The 18413-nt window shown below is 39.4% G+C and carries 17 protein-coding genes and 1 pseudogene; 10 read left to right on the top strand and 8 right to left on the bottom strand.

Going from position 1 to position 18413, the window contains the following annotated elements:
* Positions 1-105 precede the first annotated feature (105 nt).
* Entirely contained in the window at positions 106-1269 is a 1164-nt protein-coding gene (locus tag C5470_RS04485; RefSeq protein ID WP_166286298.1) for a cupin domain-containing protein, read from the bottom strand.
* 512 nt (positions 1270-1781) lie between these two features.
* On the opposite strand from C5470_RS04485, the gene aptA reads away from it, so the two are divergent.
* From aptA to C5470_RS04470, 3 genes and pseudogenes are all read left to right on the top strand, one after another.
* Entirely contained in the window at positions 1782-3113 is a 1332-nt protein-coding gene (gene aptA / locus C5470_RS04480) for an omega-aminotransferase AptA (protein ID WP_166286296.1), read from the top strand.
* A 98-nt stretch (positions 3114-3211) separates the two neighbouring features.
* Positions 3212-4459, top strand: a complete 1248-nt coding sequence (locus C5470_RS04475) for a DmpA family aminopeptidase (protein ID WP_242687807.1) — start codon at positions 3212-3214, stop codon at positions 4457-4459.
* A 353-nt stretch (positions 4460-4812) separates the two neighbouring features.
* Positions 4813-4938 (top strand): annotated as a pseudogene (locus tag C5470_RS04470) (ISNCY-like element ISCARN63 family transposase); the annotation flags it as partial.
* Between the two features lie 430 nt (positions 4939-5368).
* Here C5470_RS04470 and C5470_RS04465 read toward each other — a convergent pair.
* Positions 5369-7063: a glycoside hydrolase family 18 protein gene (locus C5470_RS04465; protein WP_166286294.1), complete on the bottom strand. Its 1695-nt coding sequence runs from the start codon at positions 7061-7063 to the stop codon at positions 5369-5371.
* A 410-nt stretch (positions 7064-7473) separates the two neighbouring features.
* Here C5470_RS04465 and stlA point away from each other — a divergent pair, with 410 nt between their 5' ends.
* From stlA to C5470_RS04445, 4 genes are all read left to right on the top strand, one after another.
* Positions 7474-9072, top strand: a complete 1599-nt coding sequence (gene stlA, locus C5470_RS04460) for a phenylalanine ammonia-lyase StlA (protein WP_166286292.1) — start codon at positions 7474-7476, stop codon at positions 9070-9072.
* Positions 9073-9169: 97 nt separating this feature from the next.
* A complete protein-coding gene (gene ydfG / locus C5470_RS04455) occupies positions 9170-9919 on the top strand; it encodes a bifunctional NADP-dependent 3-hydroxy acid dehydrogenase/3-hydroxypropionate dehydrogenase YdfG (RefSeq protein WP_166286290.1) in 750 nt (249 codons plus the stop codon).
* 115 nt (positions 9920-10034) lie between these two features.
* Positions 10035-10397 carry a DUF1283 family protein gene (locus C5470_RS04450; RefSeq protein WP_166286288.1) on the top strand — a complete coding sequence of 121 codons (363 nt, stop codon included), beginning with the start codon at positions 10035-10037 and terminating at the stop codon, positions 10395-10397.
* A gap of 21 nt (positions 10398-10418) precedes the next feature.
* Positions 10419-10691, top strand: coding sequence for a DUF1161 domain-containing protein (locus C5470_RS04445; RefSeq protein WP_166286352.1), 273 nt, complete (start codon positions 10419-10421; stop codon positions 10689-10691).
* Between the two features lie 300 nt (positions 10692-10991).
* On the opposite strand, the gene bioD is transcribed toward C5470_RS04445, so the two are convergent.
* The 3 genes from bioD to C5470_RS04430 form a co-directional block, all read right to left on the bottom strand.
* Complete coding sequence (gene bioD, locus C5470_RS04440; RefSeq protein ID WP_166286286.1) at positions 10992-11663, bottom strand: dethiobiotin synthase; 672 nt, start codon at positions 11661-11663, stop codon at positions 10992-10994.
* Between the two features lie 175 nt (positions 11664-11838).
* Entirely contained in the window at positions 11839-13056 is a 1218-nt protein-coding gene (gene mlc, locus C5470_RS04435; RefSeq protein ID WP_166286284.1) for a sugar metabolism global transcriptional regulator Mlc, read from the bottom strand.
* A gap of 123 nt (positions 13057-13179) precedes the next feature.
* A complete protein-coding gene (locus C5470_RS04430; RefSeq protein ID WP_166286282.1) occupies positions 13180-14094 on the bottom strand; it encodes a LysR family transcriptional regulator in 915 nt (304 codons plus the stop codon).
* A 146-nt stretch (positions 14095-14240) separates the two neighbouring features.
* On the opposite strand from C5470_RS04430, the gene C5470_RS04425 reads away from it, so the two are divergent.
* The 3 genes from C5470_RS04425 (at position 14241) to C5470_RS04415 (ending at position 16444) form a co-directional block, all read left to right on the top strand.
* A complete protein-coding gene (locus C5470_RS04425; RefSeq protein WP_339915928.1) occupies positions 14241-15482 on the top strand; it encodes an MFS transporter in 1242 nt (413 codons plus the stop codon).
* 315 nt (positions 15483-15797) lie between these two features.
* On the top strand, positions 15798-16043 hold the full coding sequence (locus C5470_RS04420; protein WP_166286278.1) for a type II toxin-antitoxin system Phd/YefM family antitoxin: 246 nt from the start codon (positions 15798-15800) through the stop codon (positions 16041-16043).
* A complete protein-coding gene (locus C5470_RS04415; protein ID WP_166286276.1) occupies positions 16043-16444 on the top strand; it encodes a type II toxin-antitoxin system VapC family toxin in 402 nt (133 codons plus the stop codon). Before C5470_RS04420 ends, C5470_RS04415 begins: the two co-directional genes overlap by 1 nt.
* A gap of 187 nt (positions 16445-16631) precedes the next feature.
* On the opposite strand, the gene C5470_RS04410 is transcribed toward C5470_RS04415, so the two are convergent.
* From C5470_RS04410 to C5470_RS04400, 3 genes are all read right to left on the bottom strand, one after another.
* Positions 16632-17165 carry a hypothetical protein gene (locus C5470_RS04410; protein WP_166286274.1) on the bottom strand — a complete coding sequence of 178 codons (534 nt, stop codon included), beginning with the start codon at positions 17163-17165 and terminating at the stop codon, positions 16632-16634.
* Between the two features lie 204 nt (positions 17166-17369).
* Positions 17370-18065, bottom strand: coding sequence for an SDR family oxidoreductase (locus C5470_RS04405; RefSeq protein ID WP_166286272.1), 696 nt, complete (start codon positions 18063-18065; stop codon positions 17370-17372).
* 160 nt (positions 18066-18225) lie between these two features.
* Positions 18226-18408, bottom strand: a complete 183-nt coding sequence (locus C5470_RS04400) for a hypothetical protein (RefSeq protein ID WP_166285863.1) — start codon at positions 18406-18408, stop codon at positions 18226-18228.
* Positions 18409-18413 lie beyond the last annotated feature (5 nt).

Here is an 18413-nt window from a genome sequence, read left to right as displayed (position 1 = left end):
GAGGGCTCATAATTGAAGCCCTCTAATCGTTAATATGCAATACACAATAAAGTGAATATAAACTCACTATGCGACTAGCTGCAAGTAATATTAAAAATCATGGTATTAATTGCGGCGCGATATAACCAGCTTATCCTTAGGACGGTCCACCCAATCGGCAATCTTATTGTTGAAATTATCTGCCAGCAGATAAGATGGCGTTTTAGCTAACCAATCGGATAGTGAGATATCTTGGTAGATGCCGTTGTCCAGCACAACAAGCACTTTAAGATCCTCATTCCCAATATTCTCGATATAGTGACCAAATCCTTGTGGCACATAGCCGACGTCGGTCGGTTCATATTTTTCGGTTTGTGCGTGTCCGTGGGAACCAAACACCGTCATACGCCCTTTGCCTGAAATGTAGTATTGCCACTCATTAGCATTAGGATGCCAATGTAACTCACGTACTGCGCCAGGTTTGATTATCTCTATAATGCCGGTAATAGTTGTAGAAATAGGAAACTCCAGCGATGACACCTTATGAATACTCCCAGCGTCGTTTTCGAAGAATGGTTTTTTCTTCATAAGTTCATACCGGTGGGTGAGTGGTGCATTGTTCAGCCCTCCGTCGTTAACCGGCAAAGGAAGTTTTGGCGGTATAGCACCACCGACTATATAAGCTTCTCCCTGTTTGATTTTAGAAAAAACCTCTGCCGACATATTGACACTTTTTTCCAGCACTTCTTTCGGTATATGCGTCACCCAATCAGTGATACTGAAAGTTCCAAACTCTGAAAAATGTCCGTCATCGAAAGTCAGCACAAAATGTGCACCATCCTCAAGTGCCTGAATAGAATGACCGTGTCCTTTAGGAAAATACCACACATCACCGGGGCCAAAATCTGCCACTTCACATTTACCCTCCGGATCAATAATGGTAATACGTGCATGGCCTTCAAGCATAAATGCCCATTCAGCGGCAATAGCATGCCAATGGAGTTCTCGTACACCACCAGGTTCAAGCTTCATATCAACACCGGCAATACCTTTGGATATCGGGAATTGCTCTACCGTGGCTTCGCGTGCCCATCCATATTCCAATACACGTTTTTTACTGTTTGTGAATTTATATTTATATAAGCTTTTGGCATTTCCTGGCAATTTATTGTCAGGTGAGACAAGATTACGCTGGTCATCAGCAACAGCGGATTTAATCATACTGCCCATAACACTGGCTGCTGCTGCGCTAACTGCGGATGCCTTCAAGATATCACGACGCGAGAACATATTGCTTTCTCCAAATAATAGATACCTGCAAGAATGGTTGCAAGCTGATGTATATCAATCTGATTTTTTAAATTAACCGTTGTCACGAGAGGAAAAAATCAAAGGTGACTTATTAATCATAGTAAAGAAATGAATTTTAGAATAAGGAAAAAAGTTTATTTGTAGTGTTACCAAGTAAGGAGTAGGAGAATTGGATTAATAAGTTTAATCATGTTTTATATCCTGACGTTATTAAATGCAAATAAAATTCCCATAGGGGAATTAATTTATTGTAACGAATTAAACACAGTTATCTGTTGTGTTGGTCATTGGAAATGTGTCGTAAAACATATGGTTTACAACATATACCCCATCTATTGATATATCCACATACAAATCTGACCACTCCATCAGATACAATGGAAGCGGAAGGTGAGTATGAACAGTATGTGATCTAGAAGTAACAATTATTATTGGCAAAAACAGGGGATTGAACTAAACTCAAATTTTACTTTTGTGAGAGGAAGTTAACTATGTCTGAGACCCGTTTTTCTGAATCGTTAAACCTGAAATCTCACTGGATGCCATTCAGTGCTAACCGAAATTTCCACCGCGATCCGCGTTTTATCGTTGCTGCCGAAGGACAATGGCTAAAGGACGATAAAGGACGTCAGATTTATGACAGCCTGTCCGGTCTTTGGAGCTGTGGAGCTGGCCATACCCGGACAGAAATTCAGAAAGCTGTCGCTACTCAATTGAGCACGCTTGATTATTCGCCGGGTTTTCAATTCGGTCATCCCTTGTCGTTTCAACTGGCAGAAAAAATTGTCAGTTTGACACCCGGTGATCTTAATCACGTCTTTTTCACCAGTTCAGGTTCTGAGTCTGTAGACACCGCAGTCAAAATGGCGCGAGCCTACTGGCGTGTGAAAGGCCAGCCCGCGAAAACCAAGTTGATTGGTCGTACACTTGGCTATCATGGTGTCAATATTGCTGGCACCAGTTTGGGGGGAATTGGTAGCAACCGCAAAATGTTCGGACAGTTGATGGACGTAGATCACTTACCCCATACGCTACAGACTGGTATGACGTTTACGCCAGGTATGGCGGAAACCGGCGGCGTGGAGTTAGCCAATGAGATGCTCAAATTGATCGAACTGCATGATGCTTCAAACATCGCGGCGGTTATTATCGAACCGGTATGCGGTTCCGCCGGTGCGATTATTCCTCCCAAAGGGTATCTACAGCGTCTGCGAGAAATTTGCGATCAGCATAATATTTTGTTGATTTTTGACGAGGTTATTACCGGATTTGGGCGCATGGGGCGCTGGACCGGTGCTGAATATTTTGGTGTGACACCAGATATTCTTAACTTTGCCAAACAAATTACTAATGGTGCCATTCCTCTGGGAGGCGTAGTGGCAAGCAGTGAAATTTATGAAGCCTTTATGTCTCAGCCATTACCGGAACACTTGGTGGAATTTAGTCATGGTTATACCTATTCGGCACACCCTGTAGCCTGTGCCGCTGGGTTGGCAACCTTGGATCTGATGGATAAAGACCATCTCATCCAGCGTTCTGCCGAGCTTGCTCCTCATTTCGAAACAGCCCTTCATGCTCTCAAAGGCTGTCCAAACGTGACTGACATCCGCAACTGTGGCTTGGTAGGGGCAATTCAGTTGGCTGCCCGTGACGGTGATGCCGCTGTGCGTCCTTTTGATGCCAGCATAGCGCTTTGGAAAGCTGGTTTTTACGTACGTTTTGGCGGAGATACGCTGCAATTCGGGCCTATGTTCAACGCGGAAAGGGCAGATTTGGATCGTCTCTTTGACGCTGTTGGCGAAACATTGCATCACATTAGCTGATGAAAAAACGTGTATGAATACGGTAGCCATGTCATCAAAAGAGATGGCTATCTTTTCAATCATGTTGTGTATCTATAATACAGATAAGGGAGAAACTCATGATTGTACTTATCAACGATCATGAGTTTGGTGAATATACAAATATCGTTACCTGTGATAAACAAGGAGTATTTATGAAAATATTAAATATTATAATCTTATCTATATCGACTATGATAGCTTCTAATTCTTTAGCTAATGAGATTAGAGCAAGGGATTTAGGCATTCCTTTCTCTGGAGTAACGGGGAAATATAATGCAATTACAGATGTTAATGGTGTAGAAGTTGGCTATTCAACCATAATAGAAGGCGATGGAAAGCTAGAGATTGGGAAAGGTCCAATAAGAACAGGCGTGACAGCTATATTGCCAAGAGGAAAGAAATTTAGCCCTGTATTTTCGAGTATATTTTCTTTAAATGGAAATGGAGATATGACAGGAAATCAATGGGTCAAAGAAAGTGGTTTTTTAGAAACACCAATATTAATAACCAACACTCATAGTGTTGGTGTTGTTAGAGACTCAACAATTAGTTGGATGATTGATAATCATCTAACCGCACCACTAAAAGATGATTTATTTTGGTTATTGCCTGTGGTTGCAGAAACATGGGATGGAATATTAAATGATATAAACGGTATGCATGTAAAAAAAGAACATGTATATAATGCGTTAAATAGTGCCAAATCAGGAGCGATAGAAGAAGGTAATGTCGGCGGAGGAACGGGAATGAACCTGTTTAAATTTAAGGGAGGCACAGGTACTTCATCAAGAACTCTAGATAAAAAAGATGGAGGATATACTATTGGGGTTCTTGTTCAAGGCAACTTTGGTGATAGGGATGACTTGATTATTTCGGGAATTCCAGTTGGTAAAGAAATAAAGGATCTTAAGCCAATATATCATGGAGACAATAAAAAAATAAAGGATGCTGGTTCTATAATAGCAGTAGTGGCCACAGATGCACCATTAGCTCCTCACCAATTAGAAAAAATAGCTAAAAGAGTATCTCTTGGGCTTGCAAAAGTAGGTGGTGTAGCCAGGAATACCAGCGGTGAGATATTTATTGCATTTTCAACTGCAAATCATGATGCATTCTCCAGAGAGGATGCAAGGACAATAAAAATACTACCAAATGACAAACTAGATCCTTTGTATGAGGCGACCATAAATGCAACAGAAGAAGCAATAATTAATGCTATGATCGCAGCCAAAAAAATGGTTGGGAGAAATGGTAATACTTCATATTCTATTCCTAAAGATAGGGTTAAAGAAATATTAAAAAAATATAATATAATCAATACCTGAAATGTATTAGTAGATGACCCATTAATAGCAGCAAACTTAAAATCTGCTACTCAGCAAGAACTTCTATACTATTTTGGCAAGAAAGAGATTGTTACCAAGATTTCGGTGACAATCTCATGCAACATTATAGTCCTAAAAATTCAATATCTTGAGTGCGTAGGAGGGAAAGGGGGCTACCTTGGTTTTATTTGCCGAACATCCCCTGTAAGTTATCATGGGGCTTAATTAGTGGAGAGCGAAAATTAAAGCAACTTCATCATCTATGATGGCCCAGAATTAATTTAACATAATATACATTATGCGAACAATTGTTGTAGTAGCAAAGTTGTAATGTCCGCTCTAGGCTTAATCGTGAATTAATACAAATTGATGGCTGTGACCATCATTGGTTTGAAAATCGAGAGCCAGCCTGTACAGCCTTGGTTTACATCGATGACGCGACGAGTCGCTTAATGCAATTACGGTTTGTAAAATCGGAATTTCGGCTGGTTAATCGGATTGGTTCTTTTTCGGTTCAAAATCCAAATCAACCTCATATATTTTTCGTCTAGCCATCACTTCTATGGGCTTCTCAATTCGTCTAACATCTGTCAGTTCCCACTGCCGAAGTTCTTTGCGATCTAGTCCGGTCCCGCATGATTTCATAGGATCCAAACCTGAACCGCGTAGCGTCCGGGCATGAAGAATTAGTCAAGGCAATTTCAGATTATGAGCAACAGATGCGCACATATTCTAATAAGATCGTTGGGATTTCTCTGCGCAGCGCACAAAACGCTGTAGAACATTTTGCAATTCCGCCGTTAAAACAACGGTGTTTAAGCAGAAAACGCAATATATAAAAAAAGAAATGAAGGTAAGTTATCCGCCACCAGTACATATATCATACTGGTGGCTTCATTTAACTAATTATTAAATTTTAATCCAAGGATAAGCATCAGATGTTCCAGCGCCATCTGGTGCAGTGCCCCTATTCCACCATTTAGCTTCCCAGTTTTGGTCTTTCCAGCTGACTCTATCACCAGCCTTATATTCCTTGTTTGTATCCCATGCCGGGTAATCACCACCCTTACCTTTATCACCCGGATCAACATTGATGCCTTTGAAGTAGAATGGTGTCATATCTATTTTTTTCGTGATTAACTCACACCCAAGGCCTTCCCTGGCTGCATTCACTAATAAGCCACGGTCTTGATCCGCAGTCCATGTAAATATTCCCCCCAGATTATTTTCCAGTACATATTGAGCCTTAGACTTAACAGAGCGAGGGGTATCAATAGAAATGAATAACTTACTTTCCTTATTGTAGAGATAATCAGCGTCTGCTATATCATCAGTACAAAAATCAAAATTATTTCTCCCCTTTTTACTTTCCAAATCCAGATAATTATATATAGTGTCGTACCATTCTGTTGTTCCTGATTCAAATGAGCCAGTTGTCGTAATTTTTGGCTCCTTTTTCGGAATATAACCCGGATCATAACTGCCGGATAATGGAGAGTAACTATCAATAACCGCATTTCTGGCATTACGCGAGTATGCAGCATAACCAATATTAATTGCAGATGCAGGTACTCCGATACTCAGTAAATATTCAACTGCTTTTTCTACACTATTATTTTCACCTCCAGGATAATCACGAAGATTCGTGTGATGCATCAGTTTTTTGGCCCACGGAGTACCAAAGAAATCATAAGTCATAACATTAATACCATAGAGTCCCGCCTTTAGTAATTCGGGTATTTTTGATTTTTCCATTTTTTCTGGCACCGCGGAACAAGCTATACTTATTTTTACATCCGAGCGCCCCGCTTCTTTAAAAGCAGTGGTTAAGTCTCGAATTAAACTAACATAATAATCTCCATCGTCTGGAGCATAAATATTACCGTCATTCCCGGCAACACCAGGGTACTCCCAGTCAATATCAATTTCGGTAAACATAGGGAAACGTCGGAATATATCAACCAGACTCGAACAGAAATAGGATTTCAGTGTTTCGTCTCTGACCATATTATAAAAGCCATTACTCATGGTCCAACCACCAACACTGAATGACATAATAAGGTCATGGCCCTGGACCTTTGCAGCCTGTTGAATCTTAGCCAATCCACCTAATACGCCCATACTTTTAGATTGCTCAAAATCCCTTGGCATTTGGATATCTTGCCAACCAGAATAAGTACAATTCTGATAAGACTGGCAATCACCCCATGCATCTGTAAATGTGACTTCACCGTTATTGGTACGGGAAAATAATGGTGCTTGTTCTTTAATCTGTTGCTTCTTTTCACCTTCATCACCCAATATTCCACAGAAACCAATAACTAATTTATCATAAGCAAAAGGATTATCTAAAAGGTGCTGTAAATCTATTCCTCTACCACGACTGGCGGGATCTTGATTTCCTTGTAATCTACCATCATATTGAGACCAATCTGTATAATAGCCAAAAACTTTAGGCTTATTTCGTGTGTCATATTTATTATAAACCGGTAATGCAACCCTCCCTGATGTGTAACTGAAATTTATTGTTTCAGTTGCTGGATTGAAATTATCTATTTTATAAGACTGTTCACTAAGAGAATCTGTCTGGATTATTTTTGACATAAAATCACCTCGACTAGATATCAATTTATTTTTCGATGAACATTCAAATTATTTTACTTCACGTAGTAACACAATTACATTCTAGTCTGTATTCTTAGGAAAACAAATAATTGCTATTTGTTTGATTGTCAATGATCAACTTAATTTTATGTCAACACATTGGACATTATCATCTATTTATTATAATTCGGTAAAATCAAAAGCAATAATATCAAATTGAAAACATATTATATCTTTATTGTTATAATCATCAATATTAATGAATTTTTGTAAATTAATTTTTACGATTAATTTATTTTGATTTCATTCTCAAGTAACTATTTTTTTATTTTATACCTATACTAACTTGTATCATTAAGGGTATTTGTTTCTTTAATTTATTATTATCACTCTTATATATGGAGATTAAAATGAAATCTAAAGATGTTCAGCCAACTATTATTATTAATAATAATAACGTTATCGCTCTGGAAGACATCTATAATATTGCTATAAAACAAAAAAAAGTAGAAATATCAAAGGATATCATTGAGCTTTTGAGCCGTGGTCGTGAAAAATTAGAGGAAAAATTAAATTCTGGAGAGGTTATATACGGGATTAATACAGGGTTTGGCGGGAATGCTAATTTAGTTGTGCCATTTGATAAGATCTCAGAGCATCAGAAAAATTTGTTGACTTTTCTTTCTGCCGGCACTGGGGATTTTATGTCCAAAACTTGTATTAAAGCGTCACAATTTACTATGTTACTTTCCGTTTGCAAAGGTTGGTCTGCAACCAGGCCAATTGTCGCTCAAACGATAGCCGATCATATTAATCATGATATTGTTCCTCTGGTTCCTCGCTATGGTTCAGTCGGCGCAAGCGGTGATTTGGTTCCTTTATCTTATATCGCGCGCGCATTATGTGGCATTGGTAAAGTTTATTATATGGGAGAAGAAATTAGCGCGGCTGAAGCAATTAAACATGCAGGGTTAACGCCATTATCATTAGAAGCAAAAGAAGGTCTTGCCCTCATTAATGGCACCAGGGTAATGTCAGGCATCAGCGCAATTGCTGTTATTAAACTGGAAAAACTATTTAAAGCAGCAATCTCTGCTATAGCTCTAGCTGTTGAAGCATTACTTGCGTCTCATGAGCATTATGATGCCCGAATTCAGCAAGTAAAAAATCACCCCGGCCAGAAAGCAGTAGCAAGTGCATTACGTAATTTATTGGCAGGTTCGACACAGATTAATTTATTATCAGGGATTAAAGAACAGGCAAATAAAGTTTGTCGTCACCAAGAAGTTACCCAACTAAATGATACCTTACAGGAAGTTTATTCAATTCGCTGTGCACCACAAATATTAGGCATAGTGCCAGAATCTTTAGCCTCAGCCCGAAAAATATTAGAGCGGGAAGTTATCTCTGCGAATGATAACCCACTGGTAGATCCAGAAAATGGCGATGTTCTGCATGGTGGGAATTTTATGGGACAATATGTCGCCCGGACAATGGATGCATTAAAACTGGATATCGCTTTAGTTGCCAATCACCTCCATGCGATTGTGGCACTTATGATGGATAACCGTTTTTCTCGTGGGTTACCCAATTCACTTAGCCCAACTCCTGGCATGTATCAAGGTTTTAAAGGTGTCCAGCTTTCTCAAACCGCTTTAGTTGCTGCAATTCGCCATGATTGTGCTGCATCCGGTATTCATACCCTCGCGACAGAACAATATAACCAGGATATTGTCAGTTTGGGATTACATGCTGCACAAGATGTTTTAGAAATGGAGCAGAAATTACGCAATATTGTATCAATGACAATTTTGGTAGTTTGTCAGGCAATTTATCTGCGTGGCAATATTAGTCAAATTGCGCCTGAAACAGCGAAATTTTACCATGCGGTACGTGAAATCTGCCCTCCTCTGGTAACCGATCGTGCATTGGATTCGGATATAATCCGAATTGCGGATGCAATTATTAATGATCAACTCCCACTACCAGAGATTCTTCTGGAAGAATAAAAAGAAAATGACTGAAAATTTTCAATGAGTTCTTGACTAAAAATGCAGAACCCCATTTACTGCAATAAAAACAGTATTAGTAAACAAGGGGTTTTGTATGATTATCTTTGTAACAGGAGCAACATCAGGTTTTGGTGAAGCGATCACCCGAAAATTTATCCAAAATGGCGCTAAAGTTATTGGAGCTGGCCGCCGTAAAGCACGATTAGAAAAATTAAAAGTTGAACTGGGTGAAGATTTCTACGCTGTTCAACTTGATGTGACTGATCGGGCTGCGATCAACCAGGTTATTCAACAATTACCAGAGTCACTTCGTAATATTGATGTTTTGGTTAATAACGCAGGTTTGGCGCTTGGATTGGAACCCGCGTATCTGGCTAATCAAAGTGATTGGGAAATAATGATTGATACCAATGCTAAAGGAGTTGTGAATATGACCCATGCCCTGCTGCCTGAAATGGTGGAAAAAAATCATGGGCATATTATTAACATCGGTTCTACCGCTGCGAATTGGCCATACTCAGGTGGGAATGTTTATGGCGCAACTAAAGCCTTCGTCAAACAGTTTAGTCTGGGCTTACGGGCAGATTTACAGGGAAAAAATATCCGTGTCACTGATATAGAACCTGGTTTAGTTGGCGGTACCGAGTTTTCTTTAGTCCGCTTTAAAGGTGACAATGATAAAGTGGATAAAACCTACGATGGAGCTCAGGCATTAACAGCCGAAGATGTCGCAGAAGCTGTTTTTTGGGTTGCCAATTTACCTGCACATGTCAACATTAATACATTGGAAATGATGCCGGTTTGTCAGTCATTTGCCGGGCTTAGTGTGCATAGAAATATATAATCACATTCTTCTTGATAATTTGTTGAATATCTTCATGCTATCTTATAATTTATCTATCTGATAATTTCCTATGTGCCATCGAATTTGGCTCCACTCTCTTTCAAGAGGATAAAAGATGAATTTTTGTAATTCTTTGATATTAAAAGCTATGCCCGCTATCGCTCTGGCCATTCCTTTGTTATGGCAAGCGCCGGCACTGGCGGCAACCTGCTCTTCCGGGGGGACCTGCGTCACAGTAAATGGCAGCGGAGATACTGCGCTAAGTAAAGAAGCGGCCCGTCAAAGTAAAGAGCAATGGGATGAAACCAAGAATCTTCGTACCAAAGTTAATAAACGTGCCGAGAAGGAATTTGATAAGTTCGATAAAGCAATTGATGCTCGCGACGCATGTATGAAAAGTACCAATATCAATGCTTATTGGGAACCCAATACCGAACGTTGCTTAGACAGCAATACTGGTATGCCTATCAGACCGTAATATAAGGTGATGATAATGAAGATGAAAAAAGCACTTTTATTCAGTGCGTTGATCGTTACTGTATCTCCATTTACGCTTGCTGCACAAGCTTCATGCGAAAGTGTGAAAGAGCAGATTGCACAGAAAATTATCCATAATGGTGTGCCAGAATCTGGCTTTAAATTGGAAATTATTCCTAATGACCAAACCGAACAAGCCGGTGGTAAGATTGTTGGTCATTGTGAAAATAATACCAAAAAGATTGTGTATACCCGGCAAGGAAGCCAATCCACAACCCCGTCAGTCACAGAATAAACCTTTATTGTTTTTCTGGGGGATACGCGGAATTCAGAGAAAATATTACACAAATACTTTCCAATCTAAATAGTGGTCGAGGCTGCACGCCTTCGACCTTTAATTTAATTAGCCATCCCACCTGTTAATCTTACCAGTCAGGCTGGTATTTCATTAATACAGAACCGCTATCCTCTCAAATAGAAAACAGCCGATCACCAGCTGCTTATCCAAATTTCGCCTTACGCCAAGTAATCCTGTTTTCTTATTTAGTGATCAAACATCACAGTCACGATATTTGTCAATTTTGCCTATCCAATATTACTTTACAACTTGTTTTAATAGAGTGGAAATATCCAGATAGCAGGATAGATCTTTTTCTTCCGGGCGTAAAATATAAGGGATTTCACCTAATTGTGGTGCATTAATGTGACGGCGTAACCTATCCATGATTTTCGCATAATGCGATATACCAGGATTAATTCTATTTGCTACCCATCCAATTAACTGCAATCCATCATTTATGATCGCCTGCGCGGTTAAAATTGAGTGGTTTACACAGCCAGGTTGAATGCCTACTACTAAAATGACTGGAATTTTTTCCCGAATCACCCAATCAAAATAAAAAGTTTCATCATTCAGCAACATACGCCAACCATCGTTACCTTCAATAATAACGCAATCTGCTTTATTGCTAAGATTATTTAATCCTTGTTTCATCTGATCGAAATCAACCTGGTTTTCTTCATAGTAACTGTTTTTCCAGATAACGGGGTTAATTTCTTCATATTTAAATTGAATGGGAGAAGATTTTTGCAAAATCACACCATCTCGATTACGCATTCCTTCTTCTGTTTCATACCCTTCTGTAGCTATAGGTTTATAACCTACGGCCGTTTTTCCGTCACGATTAAAAACTTGTAATAAGGCGCGGGTAACAACTGTTTTACCTATATTGGTATCTGTCCCCGTAACAAATAGGTGAGTTAACATAAATTCTGTTTTCCATAATGACAGATAAAATCCAGCTAATGAGCACTTAAGTTTAAAGGGGGCGGCTATAAGGGGGATTGCGTTAGCTCAATGTTTTGTTTAATTATTGCATAAATTGAGTAAGAAAAATTTATATAAAACAAATAGTACCACCAAAGAACGTTTGTCAGGTCTATTATCCTTTCATTAAATTGACCAACAATGAACCATCATATAAAGCTTTTTTTACTGATGACACCGCAGATAATGTTCCTGAGTTATTGAATTTGGTTGCAACCAACTCAACCTGTTTACTGTAAGCAGGCAAAGCGTGTCGTTGAATGCATCCATTAATGACAGGATATAAAATTTGCTGTGAAGCATTAAGTGGAGAACCAATCAGAATTTTTTCCGGGTTAAATAGATTCACCATAATTGCGATAATACGACCAATTTTTACCCCTATATCACGGATAATATCTATAGCTAGAGTATCACCGTTATTTGCCGCTTGACAAAATGATTCAATAGTCAGTGGTTCACAGTTCAGTAAAGAATCTGGCATCGTTATTAACTGCTGCCTGACTCTGGATAAAATGTGACTAATCCCTGCAACTGTTTCCAGACAGCCCAGGTTACCGCAAGAGCAGCGTTCACCATCAGGTTCAGCCTGAATATGCCCTATTTCCATAACACTATCATCGCCTGCATGTAATGTTTGTCCTGCAATGATAACGCCAACCCCAACATGTTCATCAATAACAACCTGGATAATATTCTGACAATTTTTTGCCGCACCATATAATAATTCAGCCATCGTCCAGGATGTGATTTCATGTTGGAGAAATACCGGCAATCCGGTACGACGATGCAGATATTCCCCTATTGACAATTCTTTAACCTGATAATAAGGAAAATTGCGGATTAGACCTTTAGTCGGATCTACAATCGCATTTACAGTTATGCTAATTGCCGTCAGACGTTCAAGGCGAGAGTGATAACGATTGAAAAATGCGTCAATCTCATCAGTAATACGGTCCAAAAAGGACTTTTTATTGCTGGCAGGTAATGGTAAAACATCTTCAACAATTAATTTGCTGCTTAGATCACGAAGGCCCAATATTAAATTTCCCAGGCTAATATTAACACACAAGAAATGCCAGCTTGCAGAATCAAGTTTCAGTCCGGTCGCCGGGCGTCCTCTGAATCCAAAATCCAGAAATTCTGTTTCCATTACTAAATGTGTCTCGACCAATTCCCGAACAATCTTAGTAATACTGGCTGGGGCAAGTTGTGCTCTTTTAGATAGCTCAATACGGGAAATTGGGCCATATTGATCAATTAACCGATAAACAGCACCAATATTAGTCTGTTTTATTTGATCAATATGACCTGGTTGTCCATCCATACTCACCCTTTTGCTCTTTAATTAATTTGTGCTTCGAAATAATTGTTGGCTGATTATGTCGATGTTTTAGGCAAAAGGTATCATTCTTTCAATCAATATGTGATATTAAACACGAAATTTAGCTGATTCTTACTCATTTTTCCCATTCAGGATATTAGATATGAGTAGTCTTGTCAGTCTATCTGCCGCGGCTGATACTGGTCGGCTTTTATGATTGACTAACCAAACCTCAGAGAAAGATCGGTTATCAGCTAATGGAATATACTGAACACCATCAACTTTCATACGGGTAAAAGATTCAGTCACGACGCTGATTCCTAATCCGGCAGAGACAAGGCCAAGAATAGTCATTGCCTCTCCTGCTTCCTGTGAAATCATCGGTGTCACACCCGCCTGAGTAAGTAAGGTGATAATTTCATCATACAAAGCAGTTCCAACTTCACGCTCAAAAAATACCAGCGGATAGCCCGCCAACATTTCGAGTTTTATCCCCTGTTGGGTATATTCTAATAAAGGGTGTCCATCATAAACAGCAAGCATAAAAGATTCACGAAATAATAGCCGATGCTCCAGATTATCCGGTAATTGCGTATTACGCATTATCCCTATATCTAACCGTCCAGTCAGCAACGGAGCAATTTGACGCTTGGTATTCATTTGATGCATATGAATAGATACCTCCGGGTATCGTTCGCGGAATTGCCGTAAACTCAACGTGACTTTATGCATAAAAGGTGTTGTGGAGGTGAAACCAATAGATATTTCACCTAATTCTCCTTTCTGCATTCTTGCTGCTTTTGTCGCTGCAGCATCAACCTGAGCCAGAATCTGATAAGCCTCTTCCAGAAACATGTTACCTGCCGGGGTCAGACTTACATTTCGGTTATTACGTTCTAATAACTGTGCGTTTATACTATTTTCAAGTGACTGAATTTGTTGACTTAATGGAGGCTGTGAAATATTAAGCCGTTCTGCTGCATGACCAAAATGTAATTCCTCTGCAACTGCAACAAAATAACGTAAGTGCCGTAATTCGATAGCCATAATCACCTTTGAGATCTAATACATATCATTATGAATTATTAATATATTAGACAAAATATTTTGCAATTCATATGCTTGATCTACATCAAAACGCAAGTTACTTATTATGAGTTAAGTAAGGAAATCATGTGAGCACCACCCGTAGCATCAGCGAAAGCCCAACTCCCGATAATAATCTTGTCCAGGATATTCAAAATAAGAAAGATTATATTCAGAAGGCAGATCCTTTATATATCAGAGTGACGTTGTCACTCTTTACCGTAGGATTAGCAACATTTGCCCTGCTCTACTTTGTTCAACCAATTTTACCTATATTATCTGAAGATTTTGGTGTTTCTCCGGCCACCAGCAGTTTATCTTTATCGCTTTCGACTGGTATGTTGGCATTGGGGTTATTGATAACCGGTCCTCTGTCTGATGCCATTGGCCGTAAAAATGTTATGGTAACCGCGTTATCTGCCGCCGCATTTTTCACTTTACTCAGTGCATTTATGACTCATTGGCATGGCATTTTGATTGTGCGTACTCTGGTTGGTTTATCCCTCAGTGGCGTAGCAGCTGTTGCAATGACTTATCTTAGTGAGGAGATTCATCCTCACTTTGTTGCTTTATCAATGGGGCTTTATATCAGCGGTAATGCTATTGGTGGAATGAGTGGACGATTAATATCAGGAGTGATAACTGATCACTTCTCATGGCGGGTTTCTGTCATCGTATTAGGCTTATTTGCCTTAATTGCTGCAATTATGTTTTGTCGTATGTTACCTGAATCCCGTCATTTTCGGCCAAGTTCCCTTAAACCTAAACCTTTATTGATCAATCTAAGATTACATTTTCGTGATAAAGGGTTGCCGTTATTATTTTTTGAAGCATTTTTGCTCATGGGTAGTTTTATTACGGTGTTTAATTATATCAGTTATCGTTTATTGGACTCCCCCTATCATTTTAGTCAATCAACTGTTGGTATGTTATCCATTGTCTATTTGGCCGGTACATACAGCGCATCTAAAATGGGTAGATTAACAAGTCAATATGGATTTGGAAAAATGCTGATAGTAACGATTAGTATGATGCTAATTGGTATTCTTATTACTATGCTGTCCTCTATTGTGATGATTATGATTGGGATGATCATACTTACTTCCGGTTTCTTTGCCGCACACGCTGTCGCCAGCAGTTGGGTTGGCCGTCGCGCTCGCCGGGCCAAAGCACAGGCGTCATCTCTTTATCTCTTTTGTTATTACGCCGGCTCAAGTGTAGCGGGTACTTTTGGCGGAATATTCTGGCTGCAATTGGGTTGGAATGGGGTTGTTTTATTTACTACCATTCTTATCCTTTTCGCCCTGCTTTTGGGGATTAAGCTCGCTAAGTTCTCTGAGACAAAATAATCAAAAACAACGCTTGAATTGCGGATTATGCTGGAAAAAGAAAAGGAGAATGAGGTAGTTAAGGAAACCAGTTTATAAGGCGAGTCCTCTTTTGGGTGTATTGACTGGGGTTTGTGGCGTAACGGAACAGTAAACGCCGTTAAGTGGTCAATTTAAATAGCCAAAACTAGTAAAATTAAACTGTTACTCCTGATTGAATTATTTGTTCTCACCCTCCGAGGCTGACTATGGTAAGTATCAATAATTAGTCTAACCAAATTGACCAGACCAACAAAAATGGTATACTTAAAAGTGTGTATAACAAGAGGTCATTTTATGGAAAAGATTAACATCTACGACGCGAAAACTAACCTGTCCAAAATTGTCCAGGAAGTCGCTCGCACTGGTGAACCAGTGATGATCGCTAAGAATGGTCATACACTGGTTAAAGTCATTGCATACAGAGAAGATAAACCGAAGCGCAAGCTGGGGTTCCTCAAAGGTAAAGGTAGCATTCCCGCCAATTTTGACGATATGAACAGCATCGAAGTTATTGATATGTTTGAAGGAAAATACTCTTAATGGATTTGCTGTTAGATACCAATATCTTGCTGTTCATGGCATATGAACCGCAAAAACTGAAAGGCGATATTGTTGATCTGCTTGAAGATACTGACAAAACTCTTTGTTTTAGTGCGGCGTCAATATGGGAAGTGGTCATTAAACGCAATCTGAACAAAGCTGATTTTTCTGTCGATCCCGAACAGTTCAGGGACGGGTTGTTTGAGGCTGGCTTGATTGAAATCCCCATAAAAAGCGAGCATACGCTTGTTGTAAGCGATTTACCTGAAAAACTACATAAAGACCCGTTTGACCGGTTAATTGTCGCTCAGGCGAAGCATATCAAAATTCCACTGATCACAAGTGATAGAAAGCTGATAGATTTTGTCAGTGATTATATAACCGTGATCCCTAACAAATAGCCAAAATAAGTAAGGTTATTTGGCTATCGTAGATAGGCTGGCTAAAAATAGCAATTCACGATGTCAGTTGGCTACCCAATTTTTGGCTATGTAAATTGACCGTTTAACGGTGTTTACTGCTCCATTGCTCCCGAAACCCCTTGACTCAAGTCAGCCACCCGAGAGAGGGTTTCAATATAGTATGAAACTAATTAATAACAACTTTAAAATCTGTAGGAACTAAATTTGCTAAAAAATGCGAACTGACCTTATTTTTCACCCGCAGAGCAAGGTTCGGAGAAAGGGAGTTCTTATCACTATAACGCAATTCACCATTCTTTATAAGATAAAAATAAGGATCAATGAAATTGACGCTGTATTCTCCAATCCCCGTATCACTGGAATATATGCCAAAATTATCAAAACCATTCTCAATGTACGTCCCGTTATTGAAAGACCAATCTTGAATTGGCTGCGTCCTTGACATTTCTACTGTAGAGCTTAGTGGAGTGAGAAACTGTGCTTTAAACGTGAATGCAAGATAAAGATTTGTAATACCTGGATAACGAAATAAGTTGCGAAACTCTGAAATGCTTTGACCATCAAACCATATAAATCCTGGGGTCCAAATGCGAAAATCCAAATTTTCCGCATGCCATTTTTCTATTTTTTTATCAGATGCCAATGGAAGTTTCGTAACGATACTATTTGGAGCATATTTATTTATATAAATATTAGTCATAATAGCGCCTCATCTTTTAATTAATTTACTTGGTTCAATAGCCCCACCTTACTTATTATCTCTTTTTCACAGTATACAACCATAATCGGATTGCCGCTAACTATTTGCCAAAATTGCTTCATGTTTGCCACATTTCTAAAATAATATACAGTAAGATTATCCCCATGTGCGAATAAAAGTGAACAAGTAATATTTTGCTTATGATTAACGGCTAGCCATTGGCCGCAAAACAATTTCTGCTGGGCAACTACCTGCTGGATGCTGAAGGATAAAAGCAATTGCATCAGTGACAGCAGAAAGTGGGATAGTTTCTACATCTTCTGGTAATTTAATTCCTAATTCTTCAAGCTGGCCTGGCGAAATTGCGCATACACGTATGCCTTGTTTCCATAGTTCTTGCTGTAACGCTGCAGTAAACCCAACGACTGCCCATTTTGATGCCGCATAGCAACTGGCCCCTGGTAAGCTGGCTTTCCCGGCCAGAGAACAAATATTAATAATGGAGGACTGTGTACTTGATAATAGATGTGGCAAAGCCAGATATGTCATATGAATTAAGGCGGTGACATTAGTCGTAATAACCTGATCAATTTCTTTCGGCATCAGATCCATCAGATTGCCAAAATGAAAGGTGCCGGCATTATTGATTAAGACATCCAATCCACCCAATTTTTCACAGGTGAAATCTATCAGTTGCTGGCGGAAATTATCATGACATATATCCCCCGAAAGTGAATATATTTCGCGATTATCCTGATATTGTTGGGACAATATCTTAAGTCGATTATCACGTCTGCCGGTTACCACCATTCGAAAGCCATTGCTTGCCAGCATTTCAGTAATTGCGCGACCAAGCAAACCACTGGCACCGGTGAGTAACACACGTTTATTATGCAACATCTCCTCTCCTTAATTTTAGCAACCTACGTTTAATTATGGCATAAGAAGGGGGTACTACACCTAATAACACAAAATAGCGGACTCCCATCCGGTGGTATTATTTGCCGATGAGAAATCCGCTTAGCTTTATATTATCATCAAATAGCTACAGAATTATTTATCATTCGTTTTTTGATGATTCGGTACAAGAGCGACAACCAAAACCAAGTACTCTGCCCGCTTCACTACCAGATAAGGTGCGCGGTACTGCCCCAGCCAGACTAACAGGTTGGGAAAAAGTCGCTAGCCGGAGAGAATTTTCCATTTGACCAGTTTCAGTATTGCCCAGATTTGTGTTTTCCATATGAT

Origin of the sequence: Photorhabdus stackebrandtii (assembly GCF_011189495.1) — a bacterium.
GTDB lineage: Bacteria > Pseudomonadota > Gammaproteobacteria > Enterobacterales > Enterobacteriaceae > Photorhabdus > Photorhabdus khanii.
This window is presented reverse-complemented; position numbering and strand designations above follow the sequence as displayed.

Bases quoted from the DNA above. Each gene is read 5' to 3' on its own strand.
- C5470_RS04415 (WP_166286276.1), top strand. From the start codon at position 16,043: ATGGATTTGCTGTTAGATACCAATATCTTGCTGTTCATGGCATATGAA.
- C5470_RS04405 (WP_166286272.1), bottom strand. From the start codon at position 18,065: ATGTTGCATAATAAACGTGTGTTACTCACCGGTGCCAGTGGTTTGCTT.
- stlA (WP_166286292.1), top strand. From the start codon at position 7,474: ATGAAATCTAAAGATGTTCAGCCAACTATTATTATTAATAATAATAAC.
- C5470_RS04445 (WP_166286352.1), top strand. From the start codon at position 10,419: ATGAAAAAAGCACTTTTATTCAGTGCGTTGATCGTTACTGTATCTCCA.
- ydfG (WP_166286290.1), top strand. From the start codon at position 9,170: ATGATTATCTTTGTAACAGGAGCAACATCAGGTTTTGGTGAAGCGATC.
- C5470_RS04400 (WP_166285863.1), bottom strand. From the start codon at position 18,408: ATGGAAAACACAAATCTGGGCAATACTGAAACTGGTCAAATGGAAAAT.
- C5470_RS04465 (WP_166286294.1), bottom strand. From the start codon at position 7,063: ATGTCAAAAATAATCCAGACAGATTCTCTTAGTGAACAGTCTTATAAA.
- bioD (WP_166286286.1), bottom strand. From the start codon at position 11,663: ATGTTAACTCACCTATTTGTTACGGGGACAGATACCAATATAGGTAAA.
- C5470_RS04430 (WP_166286282.1), bottom strand. From the start codon at position 14,094: ATGGCTATCGAATTACGGCACTTACGTTATTTTGTTGCAGTTGCAGAG.
- C5470_RS04450 (WP_166286288.1), top strand. From the start codon at position 10,035: ATGAATTTTTGTAATTCTTTGATATTAAAAGCTATGCCCGCTATCGCT.
- C5470_RS04485 (WP_166286298.1), bottom strand. From the start codon at position 1,269: ATGTTCTCGCGTCGTGATATCTTGAAGGCATCCGCAGTTAGCGCAGCA.
- C5470_RS04420 (WP_166286278.1), top strand. From the start codon at position 15,798: ATGGAAAAGATTAACATCTACGACGCGAAAACTAACCTGTCCAAAATT.
- C5470_RS04475 (WP_242687807.1), top strand. From the start codon at position 3,212: ATGATTGTACTTATCAACGATCATGAGTTTGGTGAATATACAAATATC.
- aptA (WP_166286296.1), top strand. From the start codon at position 1,782: ATGTCTGAGACCCGTTTTTCTGAATCGTTAAACCTGAAATCTCACTGG.
- C5470_RS04410 (WP_166286274.1), bottom strand. From the start codon at position 17,165: ATGACTAATATTTATATAAATAAATATGCTCCAAATAGTATCGTTACG.